This is a genomic window from Blastococcus sp. SYSU DS0533 (assembly GCF_054050775.1).
In genome coordinates this window covers 21,277-38,715 of record NZ_JBJGZZ010000010.1, presented here as the reverse complement: position 1 = coordinate 38,715, position 17,439 = coordinate 21,277, and the positions used below count along the sequence as shown (strand labels likewise).

15 protein-coding genes are annotated in these 17,439 nt (G+C 75.3%); 5 read left to right on the top strand and 10 right to left on the bottom strand.

Features of this window, described 5'->3' with window-relative positions:
- Window positions 1–36: 36 nt before the first annotated feature.
- From ACI79W_RS13150 to ACI79W_RS13140, 3 genes are read right to left on the bottom strand one after another with little or no spacing between them, the layout of a single operon-like run.
- Window positions 37–687 carry an ABC transporter ATP-binding protein gene (locus tag ACI79W_RS13150; RefSeq protein ID WP_456562531.1) on the bottom strand — a complete coding sequence of 217 codons (651 nt, stop codon included), beginning with the start codon at window positions 685–687 and terminating at the stop codon, window positions 37–39.
- A complete protein-coding gene (locus tag ACI79W_RS13145) occupies window positions 684–1,514 on the bottom strand; it encodes an ABC transporter ATP-binding protein (protein WP_456562530.1) in 831 nt (276 codons plus the stop codon). Before ACI79W_RS13145 ends, ACI79W_RS13150 begins: the two co-directional genes overlap by 4 nt.
- Complete coding sequence (locus ACI79W_RS13140) at window positions 1,504–4,209, bottom strand: hypothetical protein (protein WP_456562529.1); 2,706 nt, start codon at window positions 4,207–4,209, stop codon at window positions 1,504–1,506. Before ACI79W_RS13140 ends, ACI79W_RS13145 begins: the two co-directional genes overlap by 11 nt.
- A 157-nt stretch (window positions 4,210–4,366) precedes the next feature.
- Between ACI79W_RS13140 and ACI79W_RS13135 the strand changes: the two genes are divergently transcribed.
- The 3 genes from ACI79W_RS13135 (at window position 4,367) to ACI79W_RS13125 (ending at window position 7,050) form a co-directional block, all read left to right on the top strand.
- Window positions 4,367–5,500, top strand: coding sequence for a serine hydrolase domain-containing protein (locus ACI79W_RS13135; protein ID WP_456562528.1), 1,134 nt, complete (start codon window positions 4,367–4,369; stop codon window positions 5,498–5,500).
- Window positions 5,500–6,054 carry a hypothetical protein gene (locus ACI79W_RS13130; protein ID WP_456562527.1) on the top strand — a complete coding sequence of 185 codons (555 nt, stop codon included), beginning with the start codon at window positions 5,500–5,502 and terminating at the stop codon, window positions 6,052–6,054. Before ACI79W_RS13135 ends, ACI79W_RS13130 begins: the two co-directional genes overlap by 1 nt.
- Before the next feature lie 66 nt (window positions 6,055–6,120).
- The gene (locus ACI79W_RS13125) at window positions 6,121–7,050 is read left to right on the top strand and encodes an oxidoreductase (protein ID WP_456562526.1); all 930 of its coding nucleotides are present in this window, start codon (window positions 6,121–6,123) and stop codon (window positions 7,048–7,050) included.
- 129 nt (window positions 7,051–7,179) lie between these two features.
- Here ACI79W_RS13125 and ACI79W_RS13120 read toward each other — a convergent pair whose 3' ends face one another.
- Window positions 7,180–7,647 carry a winged helix-turn-helix transcriptional regulator gene (locus tag ACI79W_RS13120; protein ID WP_456562525.1) on the bottom strand — a complete coding sequence of 156 codons (468 nt, stop codon included), beginning with the start codon at window positions 7,645–7,647 and terminating at the stop codon, window positions 7,180–7,182.
- 88 nt (window positions 7,648–7,735) lie between these two features.
- On the opposite strand from ACI79W_RS13120, the gene ACI79W_RS13115 reads away from it, so the two are divergent.
- Both ACI79W_RS13115 and ACI79W_RS13110 read left to right on the top strand, forming a co-directional pair.
- A complete protein-coding gene (locus tag ACI79W_RS13115; RefSeq protein ID WP_456562524.1) occupies window positions 7,736–9,160 on the top strand; it encodes an MFS transporter in 1,425 nt (474 codons plus the stop codon).
- Entirely contained in the window at window positions 9,157–9,909 is a 753-nt protein-coding gene (locus ACI79W_RS13110) for a thioesterase family protein (RefSeq protein WP_456562523.1), read from the top strand. The genes ACI79W_RS13115 and ACI79W_RS13110 overlap by 4 nt, the downstream gene beginning before the upstream one ends.
- A gap of 166 nt (window positions 9,910–10,075) precedes the next feature.
- Here the strand turns inward: ACI79W_RS13110 and ACI79W_RS13105 are convergent, their stop codons facing one another.
- The 6 genes from ACI79W_RS13105 to ACI79W_RS13080 all read right to left on the bottom strand — a co-directional run bounded on the left by ACI79W_RS13105 (window position 10,076) and on the right by ACI79W_RS13080 (window position 17,399).
- The gene (locus ACI79W_RS13105; RefSeq protein WP_456562522.1) at window positions 10,076–10,906 is read right to left on the bottom strand and encodes an SDR family oxidoreductase; all 831 of its coding nucleotides are present in this window, start codon (window positions 10,904–10,906) and stop codon (window positions 10,076–10,078) included.
- A gap of 329 nt (window positions 10,907–11,235) precedes the next feature.
- Entirely contained in the window at window positions 11,236–11,916 is a 681-nt protein-coding gene (locus ACI79W_RS13100) for an SRPBCC family protein (RefSeq protein WP_456562521.1), read from the bottom strand.
- Window positions 11,913–14,336, bottom strand: coding sequence for an aerobic carbon-monoxide dehydrogenase large subunit (gene cutA / locus ACI79W_RS13095; RefSeq protein ID WP_456562520.1), 2,424 nt, complete (start codon window positions 14,334–14,336; stop codon window positions 11,913–11,915). Before cutA ends, ACI79W_RS13100 begins: the two co-directional genes overlap by 4 nt.
- Window positions 14,333–14,848 (bottom strand): (2Fe-2S)-binding protein, encoded by a 516-nt coding sequence (locus tag ACI79W_RS13090; RefSeq protein ID WP_456562519.1) that lies wholly within the window; start codon window positions 14,846–14,848, stop codon window positions 14,333–14,335. Before ACI79W_RS13090 ends, cutA begins: the two co-directional genes overlap by 4 nt.
- Window positions 14,845–15,714 (bottom strand): FAD binding domain-containing protein, encoded by an 870-nt coding sequence (locus tag ACI79W_RS13085; protein ID WP_456562518.1) that lies wholly within the window; start codon window positions 15,712–15,714, stop codon window positions 14,845–14,847. Before ACI79W_RS13085 ends, ACI79W_RS13090 begins: the two co-directional genes overlap by 4 nt.
- Window positions 15,715–15,923: 209 nt before the next feature.
- Window positions 15,924–17,399 (bottom strand): uracil-xanthine permease family protein, encoded by a 1,476-nt coding sequence (locus tag ACI79W_RS13080; protein ID WP_456562517.1) that lies wholly within the window; start codon window positions 17,397–17,399, stop codon window positions 15,924–15,926.
- Between the last annotated feature and the right edge of the window lie 40 nt (window positions 17,400–17,439).

Below are 17,439 nucleotides of genomic sequence, written 5' to 3'. Positions count from 1 at the left end.
GCGTCGGTGCTCCTGGGGCACGACGCCCCCGGGCGTTCACCCGGGGTCGACCACCGCGCCGTCGTGCAGCCGTACCAGCCGGTCGGCCGAGGCGATGACCGCCGGGTCGTGGCTGGCCAGCAGGACGCCGGTGCCCCAGTCGGCGCAGTGCTCCCGCAGCGTGGTCAGGACGTGCGCGGTGAGCTCCTCGTCGAGCCGGCCGGTGGGCTCGTCGGCGACGAGGAACGCGGGGCGGACGACGAGCGCCCGCGCCAGCGCGGTGCGCTGCTGCTCACCGAGGGACACCTCCTGGGGCCGGCGGCCGGCGAGGTGCCCCAGGCGCACGGCCTCCAGCGCCCCGTGCGCGGCCGCGAGGGCGTCCGGTCGCCCGGCGAGCCGGGCGGGCAGCGCCACGTTGTCGGCGAGCGTCAGCTCCTCCAGCAGGCCGAACCGCTGCGGCACGACCGCGACCGTGGTCCACGGTGCCTGCTCCGGGGTGGCCACGCCGGGCACGCGCACCTCGCCGGCGTCCGGCGTCTCCCACCCCAGGAGGCAGTTGAGCAGGGTCGTCTTCCCCGAGCCGGAGCGGCCCAGCAGCGCGACCGTCTCACCGGGGTGCACCTCGATGCCCACCGCGCGGAGGGCGTGCACCCGTTCGCGTCCGCGGCGGTAGGTCTTGTGCAGGCCCGCGGCGCGCAGCGCGGTCACGAGGGGTCCCTCAGCACGACGCCGTCCTCGGTGAGGTCGATCAGCACCCGCCGCGCGGCGAACCGGGCGAGCGCCTCCTCGGGCAGCTGGACGCGACCGTCGCCGTCGATGACGGCCAGCCGCCGCCCGGCCACCTCCTCGTGGGAGACCGCGCCGGAGCGCAGGTGGATGACCTGGTCGGCGGCCCCCGCGGCCAGCGGGTCGTGCGTGGCCATGACGACGGTGGTGCCGGTGCGGGTGAGCCCGTGCACGGCGGTGAGCAGGTCGCCGGTGGTGGCGCTGTCCAGCTCGCTCGTCGGTTCGTCGGCGACCACGAGCGCGGGACGGCCGATGACCGCCTGCGCGAAGGCGAGCCGCTGCTGCTCCCCGCCGGAGAGCTGACCGGGCAGGTGGCCGCCGCGGTCGGCGATGCCGAGCAGGTCGAGCAGCTCGGCGCCCTGCTGCCGGGCGTCGTGGCGGCCGACGCCCCGCAGCCGGGCGGCCAGGGCCAGGTGCTCGTGCCCGGTGAGGTGCGGCAGTAGGTTCTGCGGTGGCCGGGCGAAGACGTAGCCGATGTGGCGGCGGCGCAGCGCCCGGAGCCGCCGGGCGGACAGGCCGGTCAGCGCGTGCCCGGCCACCTCGGCCCGCCCGGCGGTGGGCCGGTCCTGCGCGGCGAGGATCCGCAGCAGCGAGCTCTTGCCCGAGCCCGAGGGACCGGTGATGGCGGTCAGCCGCCCGGCGGGCACGACGACGTCCACGCCCTTCAGCGCGTGCACCTCACCGCTGGGTGACCAGTAGATGCGGACCAGCCCCTCGCAGGTGGCCGCGGGCCCGCCGTCACGTCGCATCGCGCATCACCTGACCTCCGGGGGTCCGCCGGGCGGTGCGGCCGACCAGCCACGACCCGACGGCGGTGACCAGCACGACACCGCCTGCCACGACGGCGAGAGCGGCCCAGGGCACGGCGAACACGGCCGCGGGCTGCAGCGCGGGCAGCGGGTCCAGCACCCGGAGCACCAGCGCCGAGGTGGGCAGGGCCACCAGGACGGCGACGAGCGCGGAGAGCCCGGCGAGCAGGCCGATCTCCGCCCCGGAGGCGGTGTGCGAGGCGCGGCGGCCCAGGCCCATGCGCCGGAGCAGGAGCACGCCGACCGTGCGGCGGCGCTGCTGGGCGACGGCGTGCATGGCCAGCCCGACGAGCCCGAGCGCCCCCGCGGCCAGCGCGACCGCGCGCAGGTAGGCCAGCGACCACGTCTGGGCCCCGAGCTCGGGCCGCGCGGCGAACTCGGCGGCCGTCCGCACCGCCCGAGTCGGGTCGCTCCGGTAGCCCGCCGCCGCGAGCGAGTCGAGGACCGGTCCGGGGGTCCCGCGGGCCCAGGCCTCGCGCGCCAGCACGAGCGCCGGGTCGCGGCCCGCCGCCTCCAGCGCGGCGGCGTACGCCTCCCACTCGGCGACGGCGAGCGGCTCGCTGGATGCCTGGCCCGGGAAGGCGGCGGCGCGACCGACCACCTGCACCGGCAGCGAGTAGTGGCCGAAGTCCAGGGTGAGCTCGCCACCGGTGCCCTCGACCAGGCTGCCGGGGAGGGGACCGGCCAGCAGCACCGGCACCCGGTCGCCCCGGTACCCGGCCAGCGCCGCCATGAGTTCATCCAGCGGCCGGTCGGCCAGCCCGTCGTCCCACCGCACCACGTGGGCGACCTCGTCCGGCCGCACGACCAGCACGTCGGTCCTGGTGTCCCCCGGCAGCAGCGCGGCGTCGTTCTCGACGCCCACCACCGCCGTGCCGTCCGGCGGGCGCAGCCCGGTCGTGTCCTCGCTGCCGAGGGGCACCACGACGTCGCTGCCGGTGGCCACGGCCGCCTTCACCTCGACGGTGCGGGCGGTCGAGCTGGCCAGCGCCCCGGCGTAGACGACGAGCGCCAGCGACAGCGCCGTGGTCACCACGACCACGCGGGCCGGGCCCTGCCCGGCCAGCACGCGCCGGACCGCGAGGAAGAGCCCGACCGGCAGCCCGCGCAGCCGGTCGCCGGCGGCCACCCGGGGGAGCAGGGCGGTGAGTGCCCCGGCCACGACGACGGTGACCAGCAGCGGCACGACCAGCGCGAGGACGTCGATCCGGCCGGCCCGCTCGGCGGGGTCCCCGACGACCAGCGGGACGGCCGCGACGACGGTGACCACGGCAGTGACGGCCAGCCACGGCACCCGGCCCAGCAGGTGCGCGGCGGCGCCGCTGCCGATCGAGTCCAGGTGGGCGGTCAGCCCCGCGGTCACCAAGGCCACGACCGCCAGCGCGGCCACCCCGCCGGCGGCGAGGAACCCGAGGGCCTGCCCGAGCGCACCGGGCGGGAGGGTCGTCGACGGGCCCAGCTCCCGCACCGACGCCCACCCCGCCAGGCCTCCGGCCGCGAGCCCGGCCGTCACGGGCAGCACCGCCTCACCCGCGGCGTGCAGGGCGGCGCGGGCGGGCGACAGGCCCCGGACCACCAGGGAGCGGAGCTCGTCGTCCCGGCGGTGCACCCGGTGGCCCGCCCAGGCGCCGACCAGGACCAGCGCGGCCGCGCCGCCACCGATGCCGACGGCGCGGACCGGGGGCTCGAGCAGCTCGCGGGTGGTGTCGACCCGGTCGAGGACGGTGGGGAGCCCGGACCGGGCGACCGGCGCCTGGTAGCCCTCCTCGTCGAGGAGCTGGGCCACGGCCGAGTCGGGAGAGGCCATCGTCACCTGCAGCCGCTCCGCGGCACCGGCCGCTTCGCGGACCCGGGCGACCGGCAGATCCGGGCGCAGCGGGAGGAACCACTCCAGGAAGAGGTCGCGGTCGAGCGCGGCGGCGGTCGCGACGGCGAGGTCGCGCGGTGCGATGACCACCGGCGGGGGGTGCTCGAGGTTGCCGCTCTGCGGGTCGAGCACCGGGCGGTAGAGGAAACCGTAGGGCGCCCAGAAGCCGGGGTAGGGGGCCTCCGGGGCGGCGTAGACCCCGCTCACCGGCAGCGCCGGGGAGGCGTGCGCTCCCTCCGAGGTCACGGAGAGCTGGTCGCCGGGGCCGACGCCGGCGGCGGCCGCCAGCTCCTCGGGGACCAGGACGCCGGTGCCGTCGGCGGCGCCCGCGACGATCTGCACGTGCGCCGCGGCACCGGTGAGGGACACCAGCTCGACCGGGCCCGCGCCGCCGGGCGCGAGGTAGGACATCGGGTCCATCAGGCGGGTGAAGGTGGTGGGTGCGCCGAGCCCGTCCCGCTGCACGCCCGCCTGACGGGCAGCGGCGGTGACGGCGTCGTCGAAGTCCGTCGCCCGGGAGACGGGGGCGTCGCCGGGGCGCAGCCGGCGGGCCTGCGTGGTGCTGCCCAGCGTCGCGCCGACGAGGGTCTCGCCGAGCCGGGCCCGTTCCTGCTCCCAGGCGCCTTGCTCGGCGCTGGCCACCATGAGCGGCGCCGACACCAGCGTCGCCGCCAGCACGCCGACCAGCAGGGCCAGGCCGAGGGCCTGCGCCGGCACCGGCACCAGCCGGATGCGCAGGCGGCGCAGCGCCGGTCGCAGCGTGGTCATCGGGGGAAACCTAGCGGTACCGGATGACCGGTCCCAGCCCCGCGACCCTCCCGCACCTCCGTTCCCGGACGGGTGGCGGACCACCGCCGGGCCGGGGAGTGTGTCCATGATCGGTTCCGGGCGCGACGACGAGGTCGCGGGCGAGCGAGGAGGTCCCATGGCGGAGGTCCACGGCAGGTGCGACGAGCGGTTCGCGGGGGTGCGCGAGGCGCTGGCGCAGCAGCTGGACGGCGAGGAGCTCGGCGCCTCGGTGGCCGTGGACCTCGACGGCGAGACCGTCGTCGACCTCTGGGGCGGCTACCGCGACGAGGCGCGGACCCTCCCGTGGTCGGAGCACACCATCGTCAACGTCTGGTCGACGACGAAGTGCGTGCTGGCGCTCGCCGCGCTGATGCTCGCCGACCGCGGTGAGCTGGACCTCGACGCGCCGGTGGGCGACTACTGGCCCGAGTTCTGCGCCAAGGGCAAGAAGGACGTGCGGGTGCGGCAGCTGCTCTCGCACACCTCCGGTGTCTCGGGCTGGGAGCAGCCCTTCTCCATCCGCGACATGTACGACTGGCCCTCGGCCACCGAGCGGCTCGCCCAGCAGCGGCCCTGGTGGGAGCCGGGGACGGCGTCGGGCTACCACGCCAACAACCAGGGGCACCTGGTCGGCGAGGTGATCCGGCGCATCACCGGCACGACCTTCAAGAAGTTCGTCGCCGACCGGATCGCCGACCCGCTGGGCGCGGACTTCCAGATCGGGGCGCGCGAGTCGGAGGTGTCCCGCATCGCGCCTGTGGTGCCCCCGCCGCCCCCGGACGTCGACCCGCGCACGCTGGACCCGGAGTCGGTCGCGGTGAAGACCTTCACCGGGCCCCTCGCCTCGGCGAAGGCCGCCAACAGCCCCGAGTGGCGAGCCGCCGACCTCGGCGCCCTCAACGGCCACTCCAACGCCCGCGGCGTCATGCGGGTGCTGCGCGCGCTCGCGCTGGGCGGTGAGGCCGGCGGGGTGCGGCTGCTGCGGCCCGCCACCGTGGAGCAGGTGTTCGACGTGCAGGCCGACGGCGTGGACCTGGTGCTGGGCGCGCCGTTCCGGTGGGGGACGGGCTTCTGCCTCGGCTCGCCGACGGTGCCCTACGTGCCCACGGGCCGCACCTTCTTCTGGGGCGGCTGGGGCGGCTCGCTGGCGGTGGTGGACCTGGACCGGCGCCTGACGATCACCTACATGATGAACCGGATGGGCGGCGGGCTGATCGGTTCGCCGCGCAGCGAGGCCTACGTGCGGGCCGTGTACGACGCGCTGGGCTGATGGACCTCGACGACGTCCTCCCGCGGCCCGAGCACGTCACCCGGCAGGCGCGCTGGATCGCGGCCGACCCGGCTGCCGTCTGGGACGCGCTGCACGCGGTCCGGCTCTCCCAGCTGCCGGTGACCCTGGTGCTGGGCGCGGCCCGGTTCCTCCCGGTGGTGCTCTCCGGCCGCGGGCTCGGGCAGCTCCACGACCGGCCGTTCCTGGACGCCCTGCCGGTGCCGCTGCTGGGCGCCGAGGCGCCGTCGTCGGTCGTCTTCGGCGGCCCGCTGCAGGCCTGGCGCCTCGACGGCGGGGACGACGGCCCGGCGCTGGACGCCGAGGCGTTCCGCCGGTTCACCCAGCGCGGCTGGGTCAAGGCGGCGATCGACTTCCGGCTGTCCGAGCGGGGCGGCGGCACGGAGCTGAGCTCGGAGACCCGCGTCCTGTCGACCGACGAGGGCACCCGCCGCCGGTTCGACCGCTACTGGCGGCTGATCCGGCCGGGCAGCTCCGCGGTCCGCTGGGAAGTGCTGACGGCGGTCGAGCTCAAGGCCACCGGTCGGCTGCCCTGACGTCGTCGCCCACGGTCGGCGAGGGCCACCGTGACGGGTGCCGCGTCCGCCCGGGAGGATGCGCGCATGACCTGGACCGAGGCCGACATCCCGGACCTGGGCGGGCGCACCGCGGTGGTGACGGGCGCGAACGGCGGGCTGGGCCTGCAGACCTCGCTCGCGCTGGCCGGCGCCGGCGCGCACGTGGTCCTCGCCGCCCGCGACCCGCGGAAGACGGAGGCAGCGGTCGCGCGGATCGCGGAGCGGTACCCGGCCGCGTCCCTGGAGGTGGTGCCTTTGGACCTGGGCGACCTCTCCGCGGTGGCGACGACGGCGCAGCAGGTGCTCGCGGCCCACCCGCGCGTGGACCTGCTGGTGAACAACGCCGGGGTGATGGCGATGCCGCAGCGCACCACCGCCGACGGGTTCGAGCTGCAATTCGGGGTCAACCACCTCGGGCACTGGGCGCTCACCGCGCACCTGCTGCCGGCGCTGCTCGCGGCGCCGGCCGCGCGGGTGGTGACGGTGACGAGCACGGCCCGCCACCGCGCCCGGCGGCTGGACCCGGCCGACCCGCACCTGCGGGACGCCTACGGCGCCTGGGCCTCCTACGCCCGGTCCAAGATGGCCAACCTGCACTTCGGCCTGGGCCTCCACCAGCGGCTCTCCCGCGCGGGGGTGGCGGCGCAGAGCCTCCTCGCGCACCCGGGCCTGTCGAACACCGACCTGCAGGCGCGCTCGGTGCGGGAGGGCGGCGCCGGGTGGGTAGGGGCGTTCTTCGAGGCGCTGACGGCGCGGTCGGGGATGACGCCGTTCGAGGGGGCCCGGCCCCAGCTCCGGGCGGCGACCGACCCGCGAGCCCGGGGCGGCGAGCTGTACGCGCCCCGGTTCGGGTCCAACGGCCCGGCGGTGCGGCGGCCTGTCCTGCGCCGGCGGCGCCTGCAGGAGCAGATCGACGTCCTGTGGGAGGTGTCGGCGCGGGAGACCGGCATACCGCTGGAGGTACCGCCCGCCTGACCGGCGAGCTCCGGGGCCCCGGAGCTCCGTGGGCTCCGGCCACGACATCCGGGAGCTCGGGGTCCAGCCATCCTGCCGAGGCCCGATCTCCCGGAAGTCGGTGCCGGCCGGCGTGTCCCGAGGGACGGGTCAGCGGGGGAGGGGCCCGTGCCCCGGCTCGCTGCCGTCGGGCACGTGCCGCTCGGTGCCCCGCCCGACCCGCTCCCCGCAGACGTCGCACACCCACGAGGCGGAGATGCGGTGCCCGTGGTGGTGCAGCTCGACCGGCGGCGTGTCGGCGACGTGGCGGTCGCCCCACTGCATGAGCGCCTGCAGCACCGGGAGGAGGTCGATGCCGGCCCGCGTGAGGTGGTAGTCGGCGCGCGGCGGGGTGCGGCTGTACTCGCGCCGCTCCAGCACGCCGGCGTCGACGAGGGCGGCGAGCCGCGCGGCCAGCCGTTCCCGCGGGGCACCGGTGCCGCGCAGGATCTCGCTGAACCGGTGGGCGCCCAGCGACACCTCGCGGACGATCAACAGCGCCCACCGGTCGCCGACGACGTCGAGCGCGCCCGCGATGGAGCAGCGCCGGCCCGGGAGCTCGTCCAGTCGCGTCGTCATGCTCATAGGTTCGCATGTCGAACCGAATCGTGTAACGTCCCGGCGCCTCCGGTTCGAGAACCGAACCATGAACCGTGCAGGGGTGCCCATGAGCACGACGGCGGAACCGCGAACGGCGAGGGCGACCCAGCCGGGGCTGGTGCTCCTGGTCGTGTCGGCGGCGGTCTTCCTGGCCAGCCTCGACCTGTTCATCGTCAACGTGGCGTTCCCGGCGCTGAGCCGGTCGCTGGACGCCTCGACCACGGCGCTGTCCTGGGTGCTCAACGGGTACACCATCGGCTTCGCCGCCCTGCTGGCCCCGGCCGGCCGGGTGGCCGACCGCATCGGCCGGCGACGGGTGTTCCTCACCGGACTCGCGACCTTCGGCGCCGGGTCGCTGGGGTGCGCCCTGGCCTGGGACGTCGGCAGCCTGGTCGCCTTGCGCGTCGTCCAGTCCACGGGTGCCGCCCTGGTGACGGCGACGTCGCTGGCGCTCCTGCTGCACGCCTTCCCGCCGGCCCGCAGGGCCCAGGCGATCGCGGTCTGGTCCGCGGTGGGCGGGGTCGCCGCCGCGCTGGGGCCGCCGATCGGCGGGCTGCTGGTCGAGGCGTCGTGGCGGTGGGTGTTCCTGGTCAACCTGCCGGTCGTCGTGGCGGCGCTGGTGGTGGGCCTCCGGGTGCTGCCCGAGTCCCGGGACGAGGCCGAGACCCGCCGCCCCGATGTCGTCGGCACCGCCCTCCTCGTCCTGGCCGTCGGCGCGCTGGCGTACGCGCTGGTCGACGCCCCCGAGCGGGGCTGGGGCGACGCCGTCGTGCTCGCCTCCTTCGCCGTCGCCGGGACGGCGGGTCTCCTGGTCGTCGCACGGGCGGCGCGGGCACCGCGGGGCACGGTGCCCGTGCTGCCGCTGCCCTTGTTCCGCGCCCGGGCGTTCGCGCTGGCCTGCCTGTCGATCGCTGCGTTCATGGCGGCCTTCGCCGCCATGCTGCTGGGCAATGTGCTGTGGCTGACCGGCGGCTGGGGCCACACGGCGGTCGAGGCCGGGTTCGCGCTCGTGCCCGGGCCGCTGCTGGCCGCACTGGCCGCGGTGCCGGCCGGCCGGCTGGGCGCGCAGGTCGGCTGCGGGGTGGTGGCCGCGGTGGGGACGGCGCTGTTCGCGCTGGGCGGGCTGTGGTGGCTCACCCAGGTCGGCGCGGAGCCCGGCTACCTGACCGCGTTCCTGCCCGGCCAGCTGCTCACCGGCCTCGGCGTGGGGCTCACCCTCACCAACCTGTCGGCGGCGGCGTCCGCCGCGCTGCCCCCGGGTGCTCTGGCGACCGGGACCGCCACGTTCGGGGCGTCCCGGCAGCTCGGCGCCACGCTCGGCGTCGCGCTGCTGCTGGCCGCCGTCGCCCGCAGCGGCGGGGAGCTCCCCGCTGCTGACCGGGGTTGGCTGCTCGTCGTCGTCCTCGCCGCCGGAGCCAGCGCGCTGGCGCTGGCCATCGGCCGCGCCCAGCACCCCGATCTCCGCCCCGCTGCCCGAGAGGAAGCCCCATGACCGCCACGACCACCGCCGGACGCCGGCTCTCGTTCGACCCCACCTGGCGCTCGTTCACCGCGACGCAGGGCGGCCTGGTCGTCGGCCACCTGCTCGACACCGCCGCCTCGCTCGCGGGTGCTCCGCCGCGGGCGGTGACCGCACACCTGCTGGGCGGGGTGGCCGCCGGTGTCGAGGCGGAGGTGAGCGCCGCGGCGGACCGGACCGGCCGCACCGGCAGCGTGCGCAGCGAGCTGCGGCAGGACGGGGCGCTGCGCGCGGTCGCCCAGGTGCTCACGCTGGCCCGCCCGGCGTCCGCGGGGATCGAGCACGGGGCGCCGGCGGAGCAGCCGCGGGTGGCCGACGGCGTCCCCTTCGAGCTCCCGCGCGCGTACGTGCCGGTCGCCGAGCACACCGAGATCCGGGCGCTGGGCACGTCCCGGCCGCTGGCCGGGGGCAGCGAGCCGCGGCTGCACGCGTGGGTGCGCATCCGCGGCGCCGAGCTGGCGCCGCTGGTCCAGCTGGGGGTGCTGCTCGACGCGCTGCCGCCGTCGCTGTTCGCCGTGCGGACCGTCCCGGCGGCCATGCCCACGGCTGAGCTGTCCGCGCACCTGGCCGGCCCGGTGCCGGCGACCGGGGCGTGGGTGCGGGTCGACCAGCGGACCGTCTGGTGCGACGACGACGTCGCGGTCGACGACGTGGAGCTGCGCGCGGAGGACGGCTCGCTGGTCGCCCTCGGCCGGCAGACCCGGCGACTCCCCGCGGCCTGAGCCCACCCGGGTCAGCGCTCGTCAGGCGCCGTCCAGCAGGCCGCCGGGCCAGGTCGGCGTCCGGCTCGCCGGTACCCAGCGGCGCCAGCACCCCCTCCACGCATGCGGGGCTCGACCTCCGCCGACGCGACAGGCCCCTCCCCGGGGCGGGAGGGGCCCTGCTGCGTCAGCGCTTGGTGCCGTGCGCGGCGACGGACAGCGGCTCCCAGGCGCGCCACTCGGCCAGCCGGGACTCGTAGTCCCGCGTGGCGATCGCCAGCGGGCCGTCACCGAGGAACACCCGCAGCGGCGGGTTCTCCATGTCGACCAGCTGCAGCACCGCTCCCCGGGTGGCGAGCGGGTCGCCGGGGTTGCCGGCACGGGCCCTGCGCTGCTCGGCGGCCTTCTGCCGGAACTCGTCGTAGGCCGGGTTCGCCGTGGCGTGCTTCGCCGAGGAGCCGCCCCAGTCGGTGGAGTAGGCACCGGGCTCGATGATCGTCACCTTGATGCCGAAGTCGGCGACCTCCGCGGCCAGCGACTGGCTCAACCCCTCCAGCGCCCACTTCGAGGCGTTGTAGATGCCGATGTTCGGGAAGGCGCTGATCCCGCCGATGCTGCTCACCTGCAGGATGTGGCCCGAGCCCTGCGCGCGCAGGTGGGGCAGCGCGGCCTGGGTGACGAACAACGCGCCGAAGACGTTGGTGTCGAACTGGGCGCGGGCCTCGGCTTCGCTGATCTCCTCGACCATGCCGAACTGGCCGTAGCCGGCGTTGTTGACGACGACGTCGAGCCCACCGAACCGGTCATGGGCCTGCTGCACGGCCGCGAAGACGGCGTCGCGGTCGTCGACGTCGAGCCGGATCGGCAGCACCCGGTCGCCGAACTGCTGCACCAGGTCGTCGAGGCTCGCGGTGTCCCGGGCGGTGGCGGCGACGGTGTCACCGCGCTCGAGGGCGGCGATCGACCACTCGCGGCCGAAGCCGCGCGATGCGCCGGTGATGAACCAGGTCTTGGGCATGCGGGTCTCCTTCGTCGGGCGTCCGCCGTCGTCAGCGCGTGCGACGACCGCCCTGTTCCACCGCGGGCGCGCCCGCACCCGCGGTGGGGGGTGCAGGAGCCCGGTCCTCCCGCAGCCCGGCCGTCGGACCCCGCCGGACCGAGCGCCCGGCCGGAGCGGCACGTGACCGCCCCGCTCTGCTGTAGCGGGTACCGGGTTCGCAGGACCGCCGCCGTCCGGCGGTGTGGGCCGGGAAGGTCGCACTCTGCCCGCTCTCGCGGGGCAGAGAGCGACTGCGCCGGGAGTTCCCTGCCCGGGGTGAGCGGGGACCGGCCGCGGCGGCCCTGGGCTCAGCCGCGCCGGCCGAGGCGGTAGCCGACCAGGACGCCGATCAGCGTCAGCACGGCACCGCCCAGGGCACCGAGCGCCAGGGTCTGCGCGTCACCGGACGGTCTTGCGGGAGCGCCCGCGCGGCCCGCGAACACCGGCGGCGCGGCCTCGGCCGCCGGGGCGGCGTGCGTGCCGGCCGCGTCGGTCTCGGCCGTCGAGCTCACCGCAGCCGCGGAGGGTGCCACGGACGCCGGCACGGCGGCACCGGTCAGCTCGGCGTCGATCGCCTTGAAGAACTGGCCGGCCATCCGCTTCGCGACGCCGGTGATCATCCGCTGGCCCACGCCGGCCACCGGCCCGCCGATCACGGCGTCCGCGGAGTAGGTCAGGTCCGTGGCGCCGTCCTCGGACGGCGCCAGGGTGATCGTCACCGTCGCCCGCGCGTTCCCCGGCGCACCGGCGCCCGACGCGTGCATGACGTAGGACTTCGGGTGCTCCTTGTCCGACAGCCGCACCTCGCCCGCGTACGTCCCCTTGATGGCGCCGACCCCGACGGAGACGTTCATCTTGTACTCGTCGTCGCCGACCTGCTGCAGCGACTCGCAGCCGGGGATCGTCCGCGCCAGCACCGCCGGGTCGGTGATCACGGCCCACACCTTCTCGGGGTCACCGTGCAGCACCGCAGAGCCGTCGAGCTTCACGCCATCACTCCAGTCCCCGCCCGGCGCCCGGCCGTCGCGGTCATCTCCGAATCAGGGGCACGCACCAGGTCGTACAGCTCGGTCGGCGAGATCGGCATCGACGCGATCCGCCGCCCCACCGCGTCCTCGATCGCCGAGGCCAGCGCCGCCGTCCCCGGGATCACGCCGGCTTCGCCGGCGCCCTTGATGCCCAGCGGGTTGAGCGGCGAGGGTGTCTGCTGGTGGTCGATGTCGATGTCGGGAACCTCGGAGGCGTACGGCATCAGGAAGTCCATGAACGAGGCATTCTGCAGCTGCCCGTCGGCGTCGTAGGCCATCCGCTCGTACAGCGCCCCGCCCACGCCCTGGGCGACCCCGCCGTGCACCTGGCCCTCGACGATCATCGGGTTCACCACGTTGCCGCAGTCGTGCACGACCGCGTACTTCACGACGTCGATCTCCCACGTCGCCGGGTCGATCTCCACGATCGCCGCGTGCGCCCCCGAGGCGAACGTCGAGCGGATCGGCGAGTAGTAGTCGCGGTGCTCGAGCCCCGGTGCGTCGCCCTCGGCCACCGGCGGCTGGTCGTCCGCCCCGGCCTTGGCGAACTGCGTCGCCTGCTTGGCCGCCTCGTCGAACGCATACCGCAGCGGGTTGGACAGCACGGCGACGGTGCGCAGCGGGATCGACGTCCCGGGCACGCCCTTCACCTGCACCAGGCCCGCGTCGATCTCCAGGTCCTCGGGCGAGGCCTCCAGGACGTCGGCGGCGATGCGCAGCGCCTTCTCCCGGACCCCGCGGGCGGCCAGCGCGATCGCGTTGCCGCTCATCACCGCAGCCCGCGAGGCGAACGTGCCGACTGCGTAGCCGAAGCGGCGGGTGTCGCCGGTGGTCACCTCGACGTCCTCGATCGGCACCCCGAGCTCGCTGGCGACGATCTGCGCGAACGCCGTCTCGTGCCCCTGGCCCTGCGAGGTCAGGCCGGTCGACACCAGCACCTTGCCGCTGCCGAGCACCTGCACGTGCCCGCCCTCGTACGGCCCCGGCCCGGTGCCCTCGACGTACAGCGCCATCCCGACGCCGAGCAGCTTCCCGCGCTCCGAGGCCTCGGTGCGCAGCCGCTCGGCCTCCGACCAGCCGACCAGGTCCTTGAGCTTGACCAGCAGCCCCGGGTAGTCGCCCGAGTCGTAGATGACCGGCCGGCCGTCCTGGAACGTCAGGTGGTGGTCGTAGGGGAACTGGTCGGGCTGGATCAGGTTCCGCTCGCGCACCAGGGCCCGGTCCAGGCCCAGCTCGTCGGCGATCCGGTCCATCGTCCGCTCCATCGCGTAGCAGCCCTGCGGCCGCCCGGCGCCGCGGTACGGCGTCACGATGACGGTGTTGGTGAACACCGACTCGACGACCACCCGGTACACCGGGATGGCGTACGGGCCGACGAGCTGCGTCGCCGTCACGATCGGCACGATGATCCCGTAGGGCGTGTACGCGCCGTTGTCGTGCCAGATGTGGACGTCGAGGGCGGTGATCCGGCCGTCGTCGTCGTACCCGACGGTGATCTCCTGCCGCTGCTGGCGCTCGTGCGCGGAGCCGATGAAGTGCTCGCGCCGGTCCTCGGTCCACTTGACCTCGCGGCCGAGGTTGATCGCGGCCATCGGCACCAGCAGCTCCTCGGGCCACGGGTGCACGATCTTCACACCGAAACCGCCGCCGACGTCGGGGGCGATCACCTCGACCTTGTCCAGCGACAGGTCCAGCTTGGCCGCGATCGCCGCGCGCACCGACGTCGACGCCTGGGTGCTCGTGTACACCCGCAGCGACGAGTCGTCGGCGTCCCACTTCGCGTGCACGCCCTTGCCCTCCATCGGCATGCAGGCGCTGCGCTCGATGTACTGGGTGAAGCTCATCGTGCGGGGCGAGGCGGCCAGCACCGGCTCGACGTCGCCCGTCTCCTGGTGGTGCCGGGCCGCGACGTTGTCCGGGATCTCCTCGTGCACCGCGTGCGCGGCCGCGCGGGCGGCGTCCACCCCGACGACGACGGGGAGCTCCTCGTAGGTGACCACGATGCGGTCGCAGGCGTCCTCGGCGACGTACCGGTCGGTGGCCACGACCATGACCACCGGCTCGCCGACGTGGTTGACCTCGCCGTCGGCCAGCGGGAACCCGGTGCGCGGCGCGTGCAGCTGCGGGTGGGGGATGAGCACCGGCAGCGGCTCCGCCATCGGGCCGGTGAGGTCCTCGTAGGTGTAGATCGCCACGAGGCCCTCGACGTCCAGCGCCTCGTCCACGTCGATCGAGACGATCCGCGCATGGGCGTGCGGCGAGCGCACGAAGGCGGCGGCCAGTGCGGTGTGCCCGATGTCGTCCAGGTAGCGGCCCTTGCCGGTGATCAGCCGCTGGTCCTCGCGCCGGCGGACCGGCTCGCCGAAGAGCTTCGTCGTCATCGGGCGTCCTTCATCGCGGCGGCCGCGTGGTGCACGGCCTTCTTGATGTTGGCGTAGCCGGTGCACCGGCAGAGGTTGCCGCCGACCATGTCGTCGACCTCCTCCTCGGTGAGCTCCTCGCTGTCGTCCCGCGCCTCGAGCCCGGCCGCGATCGTCATGAGGAACCCCGGCGTGCAGAAGCCGCACTGCAGTGCGTGGCACTCGCGGAACGCCTCCTGCACCGGGTGCAGGACCTGCCCGCCCTGGTGGTCGTCGCGCGCCAGCCCCTCGACGGTGCGCACCTCCGCGCCGTCCACCTGCACGGCGAGCATCAGGCACGAGCGCACCGGGGCGCCGTCCACGATCACCGTGCACGCCCCGCAGACGCCGTGCTCGCAGCCCACGTGCGTGCCGGTGAGCCCCAGGTCGTGGCGCAGCGCGTCGGAGAGCAGCCGGCGCACGGGCACCGTCGCTTCACGTGGAACACCGTTCACGGTGACGGTGATGGTGCGCTCATCGTCGATGCTCGTCATGCGGCCCTCCCAGCGGCCTCGGCGGCGGCGTCCGCCAGCGTCCGCTCGGTCAGCACCCCCACCAGCAGGCGCCGGTAGTCGGCGCTGGCGTGGATGTCGGTGTCCGGGTCGACCAGGGTGCGCGCGAGCGCCCCGGCCGCGGCCCAGTCGGCCTTCTCCACCGGCGAGCCGGCGACGGCCTCGGTCAGGTCGTGCACCTCGGGGGTCAGCCCCACCGAGACGTAGGAGGCCAGCACCCGCTCGACCCGACCGTCCTCGGACAGGGTGACGACGACGCCGGCGCCGCAGACCGCGTAGTCGCCCTTGCGGCGGGCGACCTCGGCGAACGCGGTGCCCGAGCGCGGCGGCAGGGCCGGGAACGTGGCAGCGGTGACGACGGCGCCCGCGGGGATCGACGTCTCAAGCGGCCCGACGAAGAAGTCGCGCCAGCCGACGACCTCGCTGCCGGCCGTCGTCGCCACGGTGACCGAGCCGTCGGTCAGCGCGAGCACCGAGGTCATCTCGCCCGACGGGTCGGCGTGCGCGATCGAGCCCACGGTGGTGCCCCGGTTGCGGATCGCCGGGTGGGCGACGTTCGCGGTCGCCCGGGCCAGCAGGGGCTGCACCCGGGCCGCGCCCTCGTGCCGGAGCAGCCCGTCGTGCCGGACCAGCGCGCCGACCGTCACACCGTCGGCGGTCACCTCGACGGCATCCAGGCCGGGGATCCGGTTGATGTCGACCAGCGTGGCCGGTGCCGCCAGGCGCATGGAGAGCAGCGGCAGCAGCGACTGGCCACCGGCGAGCACCTTGGCGCCCTCGTCGGACAGGACCGCCAAGGCCTCTCCCAGGGTGCTGGGATCGGCGTAGCGGAAGGGGGCGGGCTTCACCGGCTCCGGTCACCTCCGTGCTCGCTGGGAGACGCCACTCTGTCACCGGCAGGAGGTGGGGCGAAAGTACCTCAGCGCTAAAACTTCATTACGGCATTCGGGTCCTGCCGGGTTCCGGCGAGGACGGGGCCCGGGCCGGCCCGGGAACGCACGCCGCCCCCGGCGCCCGGACGGGGTCGTCCGGGCGCCGGGGGCGGCGTGGGAGCGGGTCAGCGGTTGCGCGTGTCCGTCCCGGGGGTGTTCCCACCCAGCACGCCGGGACGGCCTACCTCGTCCACCGACGACGGGTCGGAGCTCACCTCGTCGCCCGCGCCGTGGCCGAAGGTGCTGCCCGCGGCCGGGTGCGCACCCTCCCGGAGCAGCGCGGCCTTCATCTCCGCCGGGGCCAGCGCCCGGGCCACGTGCCAGGCCACGACCGCGACGATCGAGCCCAGCGCGATGCCGTTGAGCACGTACTCGTCGGTGAAGGTCAGGGTCACGTTGCCGATGCCGATGATGATCCCGGCGGCCAGCGGCACCAGGTTGATCGGGTTGGCGAAGTCGACCCGGTTCTCCTTCCAGATCTTGGCGCCGAGCAGGCCGATCATCCCGTACAGGACGACGGTGATCCCGCCGAGCACGCCGCCCGGGACGATGTTGATCAGCGCGCCGAACTTGGGGATGAGGCCGAGCAGGATCGCCACGAGCGCCGCCACGTAGTAGGCCGCCGTCGAGTAGACCCGCGTGGCGGCCATGACGCCGATGTTCTCGGCGTAGGTGGTGGTGGGGGAGCCGCCGACCGAGGTGGCGACGACGGTCGCGATGCCGTCGGCGGCGACGGCGCGGCCCATGTACGGGTCGAGGTCGCGCTTGGTCATCTCCGCGACCGCCTTCACGTGGCCGGCGTTCTCGGCCACCAGGGCGATCACCGCGGGGATGACCAGCAGGCTGAAGTTCAGCGAGAAGGACGGAGCGGTGAAGTCGGGCAGGCCGAACCAGTCGGCGTCGGCGACCGAGTCGAAGTTGATCCGGTCGCGGGTGCTCACCGCCCCGGTGCCGTCGACCGAGGTGATCGGGCCCGCCGTGACGTCGAGCAGCACCGACAGCAGGTAGCCGAAGACCAGGCCCAGCAGGATCGAGATGCGGGCCAGGAAGCCGCGCAGCGCCAGGGAGGCGACGATGACGAACGCCATCGTGGCCAGCGCGACCCACTGGTCCTGGGGCCAGTAGACGCCCGCGGCGACCGGGGCCAGGTTGAAGCCGATCAGCATGACCACGGCGCCGGTGACGGCCGGCGGCAGCACCTTGTTGATCAGCCCGAGCCCGGCGAAGTGGATCAGCACACCGACGAGCGCCAGGACGACGCCGGCGACGAGCAGCGCGCCCACGACGTCGCTCGAGTCGCCGCCGTTGGCGCGGATCGCGGCGACGCCGCCGACGAAGGCGGCGCTCGTGCCCAGGTAGCTCGGCACCCGGTTCTTCACGATCAGCAGGAAGATGATCGTGGCGATGCCGCTCATCATGATGGCGAGGTTGGGGTCCAGGCCCATGATGATCGGGAAGACGAAGGTCGCCCCGAACATGGCGACGACGTGCTGCGCGCCGATACCCGCGGTGCGCGGCCAGGAGAGGCGTTCGTCCGGGGCGACCGCCTCCCCCAGTGGGGGCGTCTTGCCGTCCCCGTAGAGCTTCCACCCGAACGACATGAGTGCCTCCTCGACGTGCACTTCCGATGGTCCGGTGCTG

Coding starts and splice junctions, on each gene's coding strand:
- ACI79W_RS13105 (WP_456562522.1), bottom strand. CDS start 10,906: ATGCCCAAGACCTGGTTCATCACCGGCGCATCGCGCGGCTTCGGCCGC.
- ACI79W_RS13090 (WP_456562519.1), bottom strand. CDS start 14,848: ATGACGAGCATCGACGATGAGCGCACCATCACCGTCACCGTGAACGGT.
- ACI79W_RS13145 (WP_456562530.1), bottom strand. CDS start 1,514: ATGCGACGTGACGGCGGGCCCGCGGCCACCTGCGAGGGGCTGGTCCGC.
- ACI79W_RS13080 (WP_456562517.1), bottom strand. CDS start 17,399: ATGTCGTTCGGGTGGAAGCTCTACGGGGACGGCAAGACGCCCCCACTG.
- ACI79W_RS13120 (WP_456562525.1), bottom strand. CDS start 7,647: ATGACGACGCGACTGGACGAGCTCCCGGGCCGGCGCTGCTCCATCGCG.
- ACI79W_RS13140 (WP_456562529.1), bottom strand. CDS start 4,209: ATGACCACGCTGCGACCGGCGCTGCGCCGCCTGCGCATCCGGCTGGTG.
- ACI79W_RS13125 (WP_456562526.1), top strand. CDS start 6,121: ATGACCTGGACCGAGGCCGACATCCCGGACCTGGGCGGGCGCACCGCG.
- ACI79W_RS13115 (WP_456562524.1), top strand. CDS start 7,736: ATGAGCACGACGGCGGAACCGCGAACGGCGAGGGCGACCCAGCCGGGG.
- cutA (WP_456562520.1), bottom strand. CDS start 14,336: ATGACGACGAAGCTCTTCGGCGAGCCGGTCCGCCGGCGCGAGGACCAG.
- ACI79W_RS13110 (WP_456562523.1), top strand. CDS start 9,157: ATGACCGCCACGACCACCGCCGGACGCCGGCTCTCGTTCGACCCCACC.
- ACI79W_RS13130 (WP_456562527.1), top strand. CDS start 5,500: ATGGACCTCGACGACGTCCTCCCGCGGCCCGAGCACGTCACCCGGCAG.
- ACI79W_RS13135 (WP_456562528.1), top strand. CDS start 4,367: ATGGCGGAGGTCCACGGCAGGTGCGACGAGCGGTTCGCGGGGGTGCGC.